Annotated in this window: 12 protein-coding genes; 3 read left to right on the top strand and 9 right to left on the bottom strand. The window is 39.2% G+C overall.

Translation table 11 applies throughout. The annotated features are described in order from the left end of the window. Positions 1-23 precede the first annotated feature (23 nt). From KTH84_RS14565 to KTH84_RS14575, 3 genes are all read right to left on the bottom strand, one after another. Positions 24-1,805 (bottom strand): acyl-CoA dehydrogenase C-terminal domain-containing protein, encoded by a 1,782-nt coding sequence (locus KTH84_RS14565; protein WP_262473815.1) that lies wholly within the window; start codon positions 1,803-1,805, stop codon positions 24-26. Between the two features lie 167 nt (positions 1,806-1,972). Then, entirely contained in the window at positions 1,973-3,775 is a 1,803-nt protein-coding gene (locus tag KTH84_RS14570) for an acyl-CoA dehydrogenase C-terminal domain-containing protein (RefSeq protein WP_262473817.1), read from the bottom strand. Between the two features lie 288 nt (positions 3,776-4,063). Further along, positions 4,064-4,441 carry a hypothetical protein gene (locus KTH84_RS14575; RefSeq protein WP_262473818.1) on the bottom strand — a complete coding sequence of 126 codons (378 nt, stop codon included), beginning with the start codon at positions 4,439-4,441 and terminating at the stop codon, positions 4,064-4,066. 395 nt (positions 4,442-4,836) lie between these two features. On the opposite strand from KTH84_RS14575, the gene baeS reads away from it, so the two are divergent. Beyond that, on the top strand, positions 4,837-6,495 hold the full coding sequence (gene baeS, locus KTH84_RS14580; RefSeq protein ID WP_042897527.1) for a sensor histidine kinase efflux regulator BaeS: 1,659 nt from the start codon (positions 4,837-4,839) through the stop codon (positions 6,493-6,495). A gap of 21 nt (positions 6,496-6,516) precedes the next feature. Further along, on the top strand, positions 6,517-7,203 hold the full coding sequence (locus KTH84_RS14585; protein ID WP_003655179.1) for a response regulator: 687 nt from the start codon (positions 6,517-6,519) through the stop codon (positions 7,201-7,203). A 70-nt stretch (positions 7,204-7,273) separates the two neighbouring features. Here KTH84_RS14585 and KTH84_RS14590 read toward each other — a convergent pair whose 3' ends face one another. The 3 genes from KTH84_RS14590 to KTH84_RS14600 form a co-directional block, all read right to left on the bottom strand. After that, positions 7,274-7,855 (bottom strand): murein L,D-transpeptidase family protein, encoded by a 582-nt coding sequence (locus KTH84_RS14590; RefSeq protein ID WP_262473820.1) that lies wholly within the window; start codon positions 7,853-7,855, stop codon positions 7,274-7,276. A 91-nt stretch (positions 7,856-7,946) separates the two neighbouring features. Then, on the bottom strand, positions 7,947-9,389 hold the full coding sequence (locus KTH84_RS14595) for a protein adenylyltransferase SelO (protein ID WP_262473822.1): 1,443 nt from the start codon (positions 9,387-9,389) through the stop codon (positions 7,947-7,949). Between the two features lie 99 nt (positions 9,390-9,488). Continuing rightward, positions 9,489-10,661 carry an acyl-CoA desaturase gene (locus KTH84_RS14600; protein ID WP_042897523.1) on the bottom strand — a complete coding sequence of 391 codons (1,173 nt, stop codon included), beginning with the start codon at positions 10,659-10,661 and terminating at the stop codon, positions 9,489-9,491. Positions 10,662-10,869: 208 nt separating this feature from the next. Between KTH84_RS14600 and KTH84_RS14605 the strand changes: the two genes are divergently transcribed. Beyond that, complete coding sequence (locus KTH84_RS14605; RefSeq protein WP_262473823.1) at positions 10,870-11,403, top strand: META domain-containing protein; 534 nt, start codon at positions 10,870-10,872, stop codon at positions 11,401-11,403. A gap of 32 nt (positions 11,404-11,435) precedes the next feature. Here KTH84_RS14605 and KTH84_RS14610 read toward each other — a convergent pair whose 3' ends face one another. From KTH84_RS14610 to KTH84_RS14620, 3 genes are all read right to left on the bottom strand, one after another. Then, positions 11,436-12,149, bottom strand: a complete 714-nt coding sequence (locus tag KTH84_RS14610) for a glycerophosphodiester phosphodiesterase (RefSeq protein WP_262473824.1) — start codon at positions 12,147-12,149, stop codon at positions 11,436-11,438. A gap of 73 nt (positions 12,150-12,222) precedes the next feature. Then, positions 12,223-12,801, bottom strand: a complete 579-nt coding sequence (locus KTH84_RS14615; protein WP_262473826.1) for a cob(I)yrinic acid a,c-diamide adenosyltransferase — start codon at positions 12,799-12,801, stop codon at positions 12,223-12,225. Between the two features lie 96 nt (positions 12,802-12,897). Further along, positions 12,898-14,769, bottom strand: a complete 1,872-nt coding sequence (locus KTH84_RS14620) for a TonB-dependent receptor plug domain-containing protein (RefSeq protein ID WP_262473828.1) — start codon at positions 14,767-14,769, stop codon at positions 12,898-12,900. Positions 14,770-14,776: the final 7 nt, after the last annotated feature.

The following is a 14,776-nucleotide window of genomic DNA, read 5'->3' on the forward strand; positions in this document are numbered from 1 at the left end:
GGCATTTTTTATTCAATAATTAATTAAGCTTGGTTTGTGAAGTAGTCTTCACTAAAGCCCATAACTAAGTCAGAACCTGCTTTGATTTTAGCAATACGCGCATCAATATCTGGCAAGATACGTTCAACAAAATATTGAGCTAAAGCAAGTTTGTTTTGATAGAAATCACCAGACTTATCTTTTGCTGCCCCTGCAATTTTCGCAAACATAAATGCAAAGCTGAGTAGGCCAACTGCATGTAAATAATCAACTGCCGCAGCATTTGGGAAATCTACGTTTTCAGCAGCTTGTTCAATAATGAACTGAGTAATAGCTTCAATTTCAGTTGCAGCATCTAAAGTTGCATCTTTAATGAAGTTTAAGTCTGTGTCTAAGTCGTTTGCAAAGTCACGAATTTCAGTGATGTATTCAGCAATGAACGCGCCGCCACATTTAATGGTTTTACGACCAATTAAATCTTGAGATTGAACGCCGTTCGTTCCTTCGTAAATTTGAGCAATACGGAGATCACGGATACATTGTTCCATACCCCATTCACGGATATAGCCATGACCACCAAATACCATTTGAGCATCTAAAGTTGCTTGGAACGCTGTATCTGTGAGGTAAGCTTTAGCAATCGGCGTTAAAAGTGCAACGCGATTATTGGCTTTTTTTACAGCTTCTGCATCAGTTGAGAATTTAGTGATATCGAGCTGTTGACCTACATACACTGCAAAAGCACGAGATGCTTCATTGTTTGCGCGTACGTTTAACAACATACGACGTACGTCACCATGTACCAAAATGCTATCTGCTGGTTTGTTTGGTGATTGAACACCTGCTGCACTACGGCCTTGTAAGCGGTCAGTCGCATATTGTGCTGCATTTTGATATGCAAACTCAGATGCGCCTAAACCTTGAATACCCATTGATAAACGTTCGTAGTTCATCATGACAAACATGGCAGCAAGACCTTCGTTTTCTTTACCAACGAGGTAACCTTTTGCTGCATCAAAGTTCATCACACAAGTTGCAGATGCTTTGATCCCCATTTTATGTTCGATAGAACCTGGTCCAACTAAGTTGCGTTCACCTAATGAACCATCTTCATTTACAAGATACTTAGGTACGATAAAGAGCGAGATGCCACGTGAGCCAGCAGGGGCATCAGGCGTTTTAGCAAGTACCAAGTGAATGATGTTTTCTGCTAAATCGTTGTCACCACCAGTGATGAAGATTTTAGTACCTGTAATGTTATAAGTACCATCTTCATTAGGTTCTGCTTTAGTTTTGATAATACCTAAGTCAGTACCTGCATGTGGCTCTGTCAAACACATGGTGCCTGACCATTCACCTGAATAAATCTTAGGTAAGTAAGTTTCTTTTTGTTCTTGAGATGCATAGCTGCTTAAAGCCATGCCTGCACCCACAGAAAGAAGCGGGTAGAGCATAAATGATGGGTTAGTCGCAAATAACATTTCATCAGAAAGAACGGTGAGCATTTTTGGCATGCCTTGACCGCCCCATTCTTCGTCGGCACCTAAGCCAATCCAACCGCCTTCTGCATATTGACGGAATGCATCTTTAAAACCAGCTGGTGTGAACACTTCGCCGTTTTCATAGCGAGCGCCTTCTTCATCACCAGTACGGTTTAATGGATGAGTCACGTTCTGAGCAAATTTAGCCATTTCTTCTAAAATTGCTTCAGCAGTTGCAGCATCTACATGAGCGAGTTTCTCATTAGACTGCCAAAATTGTTCTGCTTTGAATACATCATTTAAGATGAATTTCATATCAGCTAAAGGAGCATTGTAAATTGGCATAATCGTTCACCTTTTTTGTGCACATTGGCCTGTGCTAGATATCCTGTAAAACGAAATGGATATGGAATTTAAAGTGTAAATTTATCATTGATTTTATAAAAAAAGGACCGTCAAAACTGAGCAGTCCTTTTTCGTTTTTTAACATTGCATATCGCAACTAACTATGGTTAGAAAGCGAAATGTTCAGCATCTAATGACATTAATGGATCGAGACCACCCGCAATCACATCGACATGTGAGCGAACACGTGGCAAGATTTTTTTGAAGTAGAATCGAGCAGTTGTTACTTTTGCATTGTAGAAATCAACTTCGCTAGTACCTTCTGCTAATTTCTCTTGTGCAACAAGTGCCATACGAGCCCATAGGTACGCTAAAGTGATATAACCTGAGAAGTAGAGGTAATCTACAGCAGCAGCACCTACTTCATCTGGGTTTTGCATTGCACGCATACCAATTTGCATGGTGAGATCGCCCCATTCTTTGTTAAGCGCTGTAAGCGGCTCAACAAATTCTTTCATGGCAGCGTTGTCTTTGTTTGCTTCAACAAATTTGTGAACCATTTTGGTAAAGTCTTTCAGCATTGCACCTTGAGTTTGCAATACTTTACGACCTAACAAATCAAGTGCCTGAATTTCAGTTGTACCTTCATACAAGCAAGCAATACGTGTATCACGTACGATTTGTTCCATGCCATGCTCAGAAATGAAACCATGACCACCGAAGACTTGAACACCGTGCTTAGCAGATTCAGAACCAGTTTCAGTTAAGAATGCTTTTGCAATTGGAGTCAGTAAAGACAAGATGTTGTCAGCAAACTTACGCTCTTCTTCTGTTTCGCCTTTTTCAACGATGTCAGCGTATTGAGCAAGTAAGTAAACAAGCGCACGGCCACCTTCAGCAAATGCTTTTTGAGTTAGAAGCATGTTACGAACAGCAGGGTGAACAATAATTGGATCTGCATCTTTTTCTGGAGCTTTCGGACCAGAAAGTGAACGCATTGCTAAACGTTCTTTCGCGTAAGTTAACGCACCTTGGAAAGATGATTCAGAAGCTGCTAAACCTTGAACAGCAGTACCAATACGTGCTGTGTTCATGAAGGTGAACATACAATTCAAACCACGGTTTTCAGGTCCAATCAAATAACCTTTTGCTTGGTCAAAGTTGATGACACAAGTCGCGTTACCATGAATACCCATTTTGTGTTCGATAGAACCACAACGTACCGCATTACGCTCGCCCACAGTTCCATCTGCATTTACATGGAATTTAGGAACGATGAATAATGAGATACCTTTAGTGCCTTTTGGCGCACCTGGTAAACGTGCAAGAACGATATGAATGATGTTCTCAGCCATGTCGTGTTCACCAGCAGAGATAAAGATTTTCTCGCCAGAAATTGCATAGCTACCGTCAGCATTTGGTTCTGCTTTAGAGCGGATAATACCTAAGTCCGAACCTGCATGAGATTCAGTTAAGCACATCGTACCTGTCCAGACACCTGAAACAAGGTTTGGTAAATAAATATCTTTCTGTTCATCAGAACCATGATGTTCTAATGTACGTACAGCACCATGAGACAAGCCAGGGTACATACCCCAAGACCAGTTTGCTGTACCAACCATTTCAGAAATTGCAATACCTAGAGAGTTAGGTAAAGCCTGACCACCGTATTGTTCTTCTGCTGATAAAGACGGAAAGCCAAGTTCAATATATTTTTGATAAGCTTCTTTAAAGCCTGTTGGAGTGGTAACTACACCATCATTCCAAGTACAACCTTCGCGGTCGCCAACTTGGTTTAAAGGAGAAAGTTCATTTTCACAAAAGTCTGCCGCAGCTTCTAAATATTGATCAACCAATTCACGGCTTACGTTACCTTGGAAATCAGGTAATTTTGCATAGTGTTCTTCAGCATTTAATAATTCATGCAAAACGAATTGCATATCACGTAAGGGCGCTTTGTATTGTGGCATATCGGGTTCCTCAATACTGGTGAAACCAGAGTTATAATCTTAATCTATGATAATGTGCCATCAGGCACCTTGGACTATTACATCGTGCAACAACTTGCATAACTGCACAAGCACCTCAGGACCTTTACTTTGTGACTGCAAAGTCAAGAAAAAAATGCTTAAACTAGCTAAGTGCTTTGAGTGTAAACACTTTTGGTTATGTTTATATGATACAAATAGTCAAAATCGTAAATAGTTATGTATAAACAAAAGGCGCCGATTGGCGCCTTTTTTGTATGGTTTTTAGAATTATTTTGCTTGAGCTGATGTTGGAGCAGGGGCGTTAACTGGTGGTTGAGGGCGTTTTGGTTCAAAACGAAGGTTACAGGTACCTTCAATTGTTTTATCGCCAACTTGCACATTTATATTCTGTCCATTCGCCTTGCCATCACATGCTTTTTGGATTTGTTCAAAGCGAGCTTTACGTTCTGAACGGTGTTGTTCCCATGCTGCTTTTTGTTCAGGTGTGAATTCGCGGTGCTTCATACGATGGTGACCCTCACGTGGGCCATCTTGCATCATGCGATGTTCTGGTTTTTGTGGTTGAGTCGTTGATTGACAAGCCGCTAAACTTCCCATAGTTACAATTGCCGCACTGAATAATGCAATTTTTGCCGTCATTTTCATATTTAAAGCCTTTTAATGTTGTGTTTTAAGATGGCTTAAAGATTAGATAATAAAGATGTAGAAACAATGGAGAGTTTTTCTTTTCGTTGTTGGTTACAATGTTAGGGTCTGTTGGTAGTTCATTTTATGAATTGTGTTATAGGCTAAAACCACATAAGGCATGAAGCACAGGCAATGAAATGTCCTTGGCAAGCTTCATAACGAAGATTATGGCAGTTTTAGCCATAACCTTTCAGGACGGGACTATTTTTCAGCATTTCGTCGTTAAGAGTTACTTGCTTAGATCACTAAGCTGCGTATCTCTTGCCTAGAAATACAAGAAAAATAGCCTTCGTCACAATTATCAAATGAAGTACCAGCAGACCCCCCTTTAGCGTAAAAATGAGAGAGTGCTTTTGAACGTTCTACGTGTTCCCATTGCATTACGGTTATTTTTAACAGTCTTGCTCACCACATTGCTTATTGCGACTGCAAGCTTGAGTGTTTTGCACTGGACAATGCAAAAGAACTTCGCCAAATATGTAGCCGACGTTGAAATGCAAAAGCTCGATCGCCTCATTACCAATCTTGGCGATGTCTATACGGTGTACCATGATTGGGGGAATGCGATTCAGGCACAAATTTTACAAATTGAAGGGACCGCAGCTCCAGATGATTATGATCGTCTCTCGCAGTGGTGGCTTCGTCGACAATATGATATTGCGATACAACAGCATTCTTTCGATGAACATGCCCTCATCAATATTTCACCTCAAGTTACGCCGACAAATAAAAATACTATTTTTAGTGATGAAGAGTTAAAAACACTTGAGCAAAATTTACCTTCTCAATATCAACCATTTGAAGGATTAAGATTCCCATTAAGTGCAAATCAGTTTCGGCCAAGTGATGATAAAAATAAGTCAAAGAAGGGCAGCTTAAAAGATATTGAAACTCAAAATGGTAAGAAGCGATTTATTGCTTTGCCTGACCGTTTAGGTTTAAGTTCTCGCTTATCTTTATATGATGCAAATCACCAGTTTGTGGTGGGTGAACCGCCTTCTTCAGATCAGATGTCGTTTCGCCCGATTATCTTAAACAATCAAGTCGTGGGATATTTGGGCTTAAAACCTGTTTTAGATAAAGAAGATGCTTTGAGTATTAATTTCTTTAGTAATCAAAAGCGTTATTTACTCTTAATTTATGCTTTAACCTTGCTTTCAAGTTTAGTTGCAGCGCTATTGATGGCGACTTATTTTAAGAAACCGATTCAGCGTTTATTAAATGCGACAAATGAATTAACGAAAGGAAATTATCAGCATCAAGTTGTTATTAAGCGAAATGACGAATTAGGTGATTTATCTACCCAATTGAACCATTTGGCAGAGATTTTACATCGGCATGAAGAATCACGTCGTCAATGGGTGGCGGATACTTCCCATGAATTAAAAACGCCATTGGCTGTATTGCAAGCACAAATTGAAGCGATGCAAGACGGTATTCGAAAAGCAACGCCTGAACATCTGGAGGCGATGATGCGTCAGGTTTCAAGTCTGAAAAAATTGACCCAAGACCTTGCAGACTTGGCACAGGCAGATGCCCAGCAGCTTAAGTGTTATTTGAGTTCTGTTAATCCGTGGGAAGTTGTATTACAAGAGGTTGAGAACTTTAAACCGAAACTTGAGCAAGCTGGTCTCGAAATTCAAGTTGAAGGAACAAGTTCTCCGCTATTATTAGATCGTGATCGGTTTAAACAGATTATTGTTAATTTAATTAGTAATAGTATTCGTTACACAGAAACAGGTGGCAAAATTCATATTCATACAGCTCAAAATCCACAGGAGTGGACTTTGTATGTGGATGACAGTCCATTTGGTTTAAATGATGAGCAGTTATCGCGTTTAGGTGAACGATTCTATCGCGTCGATGATTCGCGTACGCGTAGTACAGGTGGAACAGGGCTAGGCTTGGCTTTGTCTTGTAAAATTGCGCAAGCGCTTGGTGGTACACTCAGTTTTGAACATTCACCATTAGGTGGTTTACGTTGTGTACTCACTTTTAAAAAGCAGAGTTAAATATAAAAGGAAAAATATCTCATGAAACATGTGATGTTGGTTGAAGATGAAGTCGAATTAGCGCATTTGGTGCGTGATTATCTTGAAGCTGCCGGTTTTGAAGTAAGTATGTTTCATGATGGTCAAGATGCCTATGCGAGTTTCCAGCAACGTAAACCTAATTTAATGGTTCTGGACTTAATGGTTCCACGAATGGATGGTTTGACCATTTGCCGTAAGGTTCGTGAACAGTCAGATTTACCGATTATTATGGTGACTGCCCGTACCGAAGAAATCGACCGCGTCTTGGGGCTGAATATGGGCGCTGATGACTATGTATGTAAACCGTTTAGCCCAAAAGAGTTGGTTGCTCGCGTACAGGCCGTTTTACGCCGTTTAGAACGTAAGGCAGAGCCTGAACAAAATGATTCTTTCCGAATTGATAAAGCACAGCAAAGAATTTGGTATCAACAAAAATCGTTGAGCTTAACGCCAACCGAATTTCGTTTACTTGAGCTATTTTTAGAGCATGTTGGACAAGTCTATTCACGTGCACAATTATTGGATCATATTAATCCAGATAGTTTTGACGTTGCCGATCGTGTGATTGACAGTCATATCAAAAACTTGCGTCGAAAAATTAGTGAAGCGGCTGAAACTGGTAACCGCCATGAGTGGATTCAAGCAGTTTACGGTGTAGGTTACCGCTTCGAATACCCAGAAGAATAAGCACTCACAAAAGTTATTCTGTGGATAACCACAATGTTATCCACAGAAAATGTGGATAGTTTTAAAGATTTTATGGATAAATTATAATCTTTGTCTGATTCAGTACTAATTGCCAAATCTCATCTATATCCGCATTTTTAACGGCGATACATCCTAGTGTCCAATCCTTATGTGGCATATAAGTCGAGCTAAAAGGCATAGATAAAAATGATTTTGGAACTGATCCATGAATCATGATATCTCCACCAGTTGGTTGATTATGTTGCTTGGCATAAGCAATATCTTTCGCATCGGGATAGGAAATATGCAAAGATTTATAATATGCACTTTGTGAGTTTCGCCAGTCTATAGAGTAAACCCCTTCAGGAGTTTTACCATCATTTTCAAAGTGCTTATGTCCTTTAGGATTAAAGCCTAGACGAATAGGATAACGACGAATCACCTCGTTATTATTTTTAAGTAGAAGTATGCGTTGATTTTTAAATACTTCAATTGAGGTGACGGGCTTTGTGTTGATCAGTTCTAATATTTCCTCTGTTGAAAGAGCTTTATGGGATGATGTAAAAGTCGGTAAATATTTTTCATAATTATAAAAGGCGATTCCCAATGGAATCATCAGAAGCGTACAAATAATGATAGGTTTAATTTTCATATATTATTCTTTGGTGTTTAAGGAACTCTCTTAAACTACCATTAAAGCAGCTTAAGAGAACCCTATTAAGAGAGTCTTAGTTCTTAAAGGATTAAGAAGAGCAACTTACCGCTACATCTGGTACGTCACTTGGTAAAGGGCCGAGATCTTCTGGTTTTTCTAAATCTTGCTGTCTGGTATAGGGCTGGTTAAGTAGCTTGAATAAACGATCTACTTCGCTAAAATCATCTCGTTCTGCCGCATCAATAGCACGTTGAGCCATGTGATTACGCAAAATATAGACTGGATTAGCTTGTTGCATATTTACATCAAGTTCATCGGTATCTTGATGTTCACGAATGCTTTGATATTGGTTAAGAAACTCATCAAACTGTCGAATATCAAGGCAATCATCTCGTAGAGTTTTATATTCTTTATTTTGAAGTCGGATAAAGCTCTGAGTGTAATCGAGTTGTTCAGTTTGTAAGATTTTTAAAAAACTAAAACTACAATCAAGACTGTCTTTATGAAAATGGGGAACTCCCATTTTTTGACATAAACCAGTTGTGTAATGTTCCATGAAGGTTGGTTCAAATTGTTCTAAGCAACGCGCTAACTCTTCTTTGAACTGATCCTTTTGTTCAGGCTCAGCGAGAGGGATTAAGTTGTTTAACCACGTCCATAAATTCCAATGACCTATACTTGGTTGATTTTGGTAAGTATAACGGCCTTGATAATCCGAGTGGTTATTGATCCAGTTCGGACGGAAGCGCTCCATAAAGCCATATGGACCAAAATCGAGTGTAGAACCAGTAATGTTAAGATTGTCTGTATTCATCACACCATGAGCAAATCCAACCAACTGCCATTTTGCGATCATGATTGCCGTATTTCTAATAACTGCTTTGGCAAATGCTAAAATTGGTTGTTCTACTTCTTGGCATTCTGGATAGTGCCATTCAATACATTTTTGAGTAAATTCTGGCAGCAACTCTGGAGCGTATTGATTAATCCACTCAAAATGCCCTAAACGGATATGACATTCAGACGTTCTGAGTAGCATTGCTCCTGGTTCTAGTTTTTCACGCTGTACGCCTTGAGCTGAGCTTGTAAATCCTACTGCGTGACTAGAAGCCACTCCTAAAGCATTTAAAGCATGCCCAGCTAAATATTCACGAACGACAGAACGCAACACTGCGCGGCCATCTCCCATTCTTGAATAGGGCGTCGGACCTGCACCTTTAAGGTGTAAGTCTATAGTTTGACCTTTTGTATTTAGTATCTGAGCGATGAGTAAGCCGCGGCCATCGCCAAGTTGACCAGCCCATTGTCCAAATTGGTGGCCAGCATAGACCATAGCCAGAGAAGGGAACTCAGAGAAAGTGCGCTGTCCGCTACAGATTTCAACCCATGCATTTTTTTCGTCTTCTGACCATTGTAGTTCATCTGCCAAAGCGGTATTGAAATGGCCCGCTTTTGCACCACGTAAAGGCGATGGCTGCTGAACATGGAATAATTTAGACGGAAGTGAAGGATAGAGCGGGTTAAATTGCATGGGCTTGGCAAAATAGAGAAAGCAGATTTAACTATACCATAGTTAAAAAGCGGGCATAAAAATAGCTCCCGAAAGAGCTATTTTAGATAAGAACTTATTCTAGTCTGATACTACGTTAGTGTTCTTTTTAATGTTACGCATTAAAGTTTCTAAACACTCACGATGATGACTTAAACGGTGTTCAAGCAATTGGAAATCAACTTTAAGCTTGTGATCCATTCTATGAATCTTTTCAGCCATTGCTGCTTTTTTCACTTGTAACTCTTGTTCTTTAAGTTTTGCCCAATCATTTAAAGTATGGGTAAATGCTTCGTATTCTTGTGCAATACGTTGCTTCATTTGACTAATGTCAGCATTTACATCATGACCATAAATAGCAAGGTCTTGTTCAGCATATTTGAACTTCATCGCTAATTCTGCTTTTTTAATATTAAAGCTTGGAATACGACGTAAATTTTTAGCTAAACCAAGTTTCGAACATGACCAGATCAACCATTTAGTTGGGTCATATTGCCACCATTTCACGCCATTACGATAGTCGTACTGGAAGATATGGTGATAGTTGTGGTAACCCTCGCCCCAAGTAGCAATCGCTAACCAGAAATTATCACGTGCAGTGTTTTCGTCTGTATAAGGACGGTTACCCCACATGTGGCAAAGCGAGTTAATAAAGAAAGTGACTTGATGGCTAATGATTAATCGCAATAGGCCACCTATGAGGACTACACCCCACAAATCACCAGTTGCCCAACCAATTAAGCCTAAAATTCCAACATGAACTGCAACTACGAGTAAACCATAGTACTTATGTTGAAACATCACCAGTTTATCGTTCAATAAGTCTGGCGCGTTTTTAAAATCTGGCTCAGATGGTGAATGATCGCGGATCATCCAACCCATATGGGCATACCAAAAACCACGCTTAATTGAATATGGATCTTCATCAACATGATCAACATGTCGATGGTGTGTACGGTGACCAGATGCCCAGAACAAAATACTATTTTGCACGGCAAATGTTCCACCAATCATTAAAAGAATTTTAAGTGGTAACGACGCTTCATAAGCTCGGTGAGCCCACAGGCGGTGATAACCAGCAGTAATCCCCATACTACTTAGAGCTAAAAGAAAAAATAAGCTTACCCATGCGCTTACACTAAAATCATAATAATACGCATAAATCGGGATTATGATTGCAGCAAGAATTGGTAAACCAATTAAGGTAATGCTAGCGGTCCAGTTAATTGGGGCTTTGAGTGGGGCGGAAGTCATATCCGGCAGCGCTCCTAGAAACCTTGTCAGACAAGGTACAAAGACAAAACGACATAGCAAAACCAATCATCAAGATATATTGCTATTCTATCCTTCATATTAGCACGTGCTTAGTGAGAATCACTAACATTATTGTACAGATGTATTGAAAGAACGGTAACAGATTTAAACTATGTCACAGAGTTTTTCAAGTAGGAGAAGTTGTTTAATGAACGTACAACGATTGAAAAAAAAGAACGGCATTGATATTGCAAGAAAATTATCATTGAAGTGTATCTTGGTCACAATCAGTCTTGTATTAGCAGCATGTCAAAGTGCGCCCAATCAAAATACAAAAACAGTTCAAACAAAAAAAACAGTTCATCATGTTCAACCCCCTGTTGTAAAAAAGAGAGTGAGTCCTGATGGCATTCAAGATATTGATTGGCAAATTACCCAGATTAATGGTCACAAGGCCAAGTTTTTTAACCAATGGCCAGTTCTTTCTTTAAATTCTGCTGTCAAAACAGTATCAGGCCATACGGGATGTAATGGAGTGTTCGGACGATATGCATTTGATTTTATTCAGCAAAAACTTGATATGCAGGTCAATGCAGGACATTCAAGTTGTGATGGTGCATTGGCTCAAGAAGCAGAATTGATTGATTCTTTACAGCGCATTCAAAAATTTCAGTTGGTAGGCAATACACTCTATTTGCTTGACCAAAGCGGTCAGCGATTGATTCAGGCACAAAAGAAATAATAAAAAAGGTGGTAAAACCACCTTTTTCATATCTAAAGCGCTTGTAACATGGTTGTTGGAATATCTGTAATTAGCCCTTGTACATCTAAATCTCGTAAAGATTTAGCTCGTTCTACATCATTCACTGTCCAGACACTAATGTTCAAGCCAGCCTGTTGTGAAAGCTGAATCATTTCATCTGTTGCGAGTTGATCGTGCCAGCCAATGTGACCACAGCCATATTGATGCGCAAGCTCAATTGCGATTGCACCCACTGGAAGTTCAACTAATAAGCCTCGTTTAAATTGAGATTTTATATCGCGTAAGGCAGTTAGAATTTGAAGATCGAAACTTGTGATTGTTACGATTTTCTCAAAACCCTGCAATTCAGTCTCAAGCTTTTGAACGAGTTTTTCTGCTAAAGCCATGTCTCTTACAGCTTTTACTTCAACTTCAATATGCTCAAAGTTATCAAGTAAGTTTAAAACGCCCGTCAGTGTAGGTGTCGGCTCTGCACTTGGCCAGTTGGGCCAGTTTTGACGATGATCAAATGATAATGCTTGAGCCAAACTCGATTGCTCAACAATTTGATCTATTCCCGCAGTACGTAAAAAGTTGTCATCATGGATAACAACTAATTCTTGATCTTGAAGCTGACGAATATCAAATTCGACACCACGAATACCTAATTTTTTTAAGTGTTGAAAACCACCTAGCGTGTTTTCAGGAGTTTCTTTGCGTGCACCACGATGACCAATAATGCGCATAATTTTCTTCTATCAAGTATTTTTAAGAATGGTCCTTCAAAAGAACAAAGACTATTCTTAATCTAATCTATTTTTAAATAATCTCATTAATATTTTTTTGCCAAAGCACTTCTTGTCCACCCTCAGCACGTTGTAAAGCACGCGATGCGACAAATAACCAGTCAGAAAGACGGTTTAGAAGTTGGAGCGCCGTGGTTTGAATATTCTGGTCGCGTATTTGTACCGACAGCAGAGATCGTTCTGCACGGCGGCAAACAGCACGCGCCTGATGGGCGTAACTGCAAGTTAAAGAGCCTGATGGTAGAATAAACTCTTTCAGCATGGGTAAGTCTTCATTCATACGGTCAATTTCTTTTTCAAGAAATTCAATGCAAACAGGCTGAAGTAAATTGTAGTTTGGAATACAAACCTCTCCACCTAAGTCAAATAACCAATGTTGAACTAAGCTTAGACTCTTATCCCAATTTGCTTTGTCTATTACTTGACTTGCAGTGATTTGAGCACGAAGTACCCCAATAATAGCATTCAGTTCATCGACATCACCAAGTGCTACAATTCGTAAATCGTCTTTGGCAACACGAGAGCCATCGCCTAAACCTGTTGTGCCTGAGTCGCCTGTGCGTGTATAGATTTTGCTTAAACGGTGTCCCATGATGGATATCCTGAACATAAAAAAGGGGATAATGTCGGTCAGAACATTACCCCGAAACTGGAGTTAAGAAAATATTTTTATAGTTGGAGTGAAAAATTAATAACGGAAAGTTACGCCAACAGAAGCTTGGCGACCACCATTAATGTAATAGTAACCGCTACCATAAGCTGTAGTCTCATATTGAACATCACCAATATTCTGGATGTTTGTAAATAGTTTTATATTGGGATTCACATTCCAAAATGCATTCACATCGACAGTAGCATAGCCTGAGATGGCACTATTTTTAGGTCTAGATTTTGCAGAAAGTGACGTGCTTATACCATAAACTTCGTTTTGTAAACCAGCAGTCAGCGTCAGACTTTGACGTGAACGACGACTTAAATCTTGATCTGTCTCTTTATCTTTAGGCTGAACGTATGCATAAGACAGATGAGTAAATAATTCATCATTTACCCAATTTAGATTGAATTCACCACCTGTAAAGGTTGCTTTTTTGACATTGTATAATCTGCCTTCATATGTAATTGGATCTGTAACAAATGTAATTAAATCATCGACTTCATTGCGATATGCAGATAATTCTAAACTTAACTGATCAGTAATTTTTTGATCTAAACCAATTTCATAAGAAACACTTTCTTCAGACTTTAAATTAGGATTCCCCCCCCAATTAAGTGCATAAAGATCATTATTAGTTGGGGCGCGGAATGCCGTACCGATATTAGTATAAATACTTGTAGTAGGTAAAACTTGATAGCGAACGGCTGCTTGACCAACAGTATGCGTGCCAAAGGTTTCGTGATCTTCTACACGTAAACCTAATTGAGTATGGAGTTTATTGGATTGATATTGATGTTGTACGAAATAGCCTGTACTGTCGACCTCTTTATTATATTCAACTTCATAGGGAGCAGTACCTGAAAGGACATTAGACTTTATATTTTTAGTTGCAACGCCTGCTAAAATATTCTGATTTGGTGTAAATTGCCACTTGCTATAAAGTTCAGCTTCTTTTGTTGTGTTATAGATAGCATCGTGTGATTCGTTTTGTTCTAAGTCATCTTTAAATTGTGATAAACGTGCATTCACTGATACTTTATCGTTAATATTTACACGACCTTTAATATTAATGATCTCATTCTTAAAATCTTGAGATACATTCTTTAAACCTAGTAAAGTATAATTGGCGTCTTGAATGGATTCGACATAAACGGAATTACCTTGGTTTTGTGAATAGTCTACAGAGGCGGCGTACTGTTCTTTTTCAACACCAATTTTTGTACTAAATCCTTTTTGATCATAAGATCCGGTTTTTACATTAGCATTTTTAAAATCTGTAACTTGAGTACCATCAGATTCTAAACGTTGTCCACGAATTTGTGCATAGAAGCCATTTTCAGCGAGATCAGCACCGACCACAGATTTATAAGTATTTTGTTCACCTATTTCACCAGTGATGAACGCACCAGTTTTCTCAGGTGTTTTTGAAATTAGTTGTACTACCCCTCCAATAGCATCTGTTCCATATAAAACAGATGCTGGCCCTTTTAATACTTCAATTTGTTTAATATCTGTTGTGTCAATAAAAGCCAATGATGCAGAACCAGCAGAACCTGTATTTAAACGAACACCATCACGAAGTACTAATGTATGGGTTGAATTTGTACCACGTGTAAAGATAGATGCAGCTTGCCCGTAACCACCATATTGCATCATATCAATAGAGGCATCGCTCATGAGTAAATGTGGTAGCTCTGCGATTGGTGATTGTTCAAGTATCTGTGGCTCAATAATTGAGATACGAGCGGGCACATTTTTAATTTTTTCTTCTGAACGAGTGGCAGTCACTACAATTGGATCAAGCTGAGTTGCGTTGGTTGTATCTTCAGCAAAAATAACAGGTGAAAACCCCATCGCAATAGCGATAGCCCCTACCAGACGAGTAGGTTGAAAAGACTTAGACATAACATGC

It is taken from the genome of Acinetobacter sp. WU_MDCI_Abxb74, assembly GCF_025513915.1.
GTDB classification, from domain to species: domain Bacteria; phylum Pseudomonadota; class Gammaproteobacteria; order Pseudomonadales; family Moraxellaceae; genus Acinetobacter; species Acinetobacter calcoaceticus_C.

Coding starts and splice junctions, on each gene's coding strand:
- KTH84_RS14565 (WP_262473815.1), bottom strand. CDS start 1,805: ATGCCAATTTACAATGCTCCTTTAGCTGATATGAAATTCATCTTAAAT.
- KTH84_RS14570 (WP_262473817.1), bottom strand. CDS start 3,775: ATGCCACAATACAAAGCGCCCTTACGTGATATGCAATTCGTTTTGCAT.
- KTH84_RS14575 (WP_262473818.1), bottom strand. CDS start 4,441: ATGAAAATGACGGCAAAAATTGCATTATTCAGTGCGGCAATTGTAACT.
- KTH84_RS14585 (WP_003655179.1), top strand. CDS start 6,517: ATGAAACATGTGATGTTGGTTGAAGATGAAGTCGAATTAGCGCATTTG.
- KTH84_RS14590 (WP_262473820.1), bottom strand. CDS start 7,855: ATGAAAATTAAACCTATCATTATTTGTACGCTTCTGATGATTCCATTG.
- KTH84_RS14595 (WP_262473822.1), bottom strand. CDS start 9,389: ATGCAATTTAACCCGCTCTATCCTTCACTTCCGTCTAAATTATTCCAT.
- KTH84_RS14600 (WP_042897523.1), bottom strand. CDS start 10,661: ATGACTTCCGCCCCACTCAAAGCCCCAATTAACTGGACCGCTAGCATT.
- KTH84_RS14605 (WP_262473823.1), top strand. CDS start 10,870: ATGAACGTACAACGATTGAAAAAAAAGAACGGCATTGATATTGCAAGA.
- KTH84_RS14610 (WP_262473824.1), bottom strand. CDS start 12,149: ATGCGCATTATTGGTCATCGTGGTGCACGCAAAGAAACTCCTGAAAAC.
- KTH84_RS14615 (WP_262473826.1), bottom strand. CDS start 12,801: ATGGGACACCGTTTAAGCAAAATCTATACACGCACAGGCGACTCAGGC.
- KTH84_RS14620 (WP_262473828.1), bottom strand. CDS start 14,769: ATGTCTAAGTCTTTTCAACCTACTCGTCTGGTAGGGGCTATCGCTATT.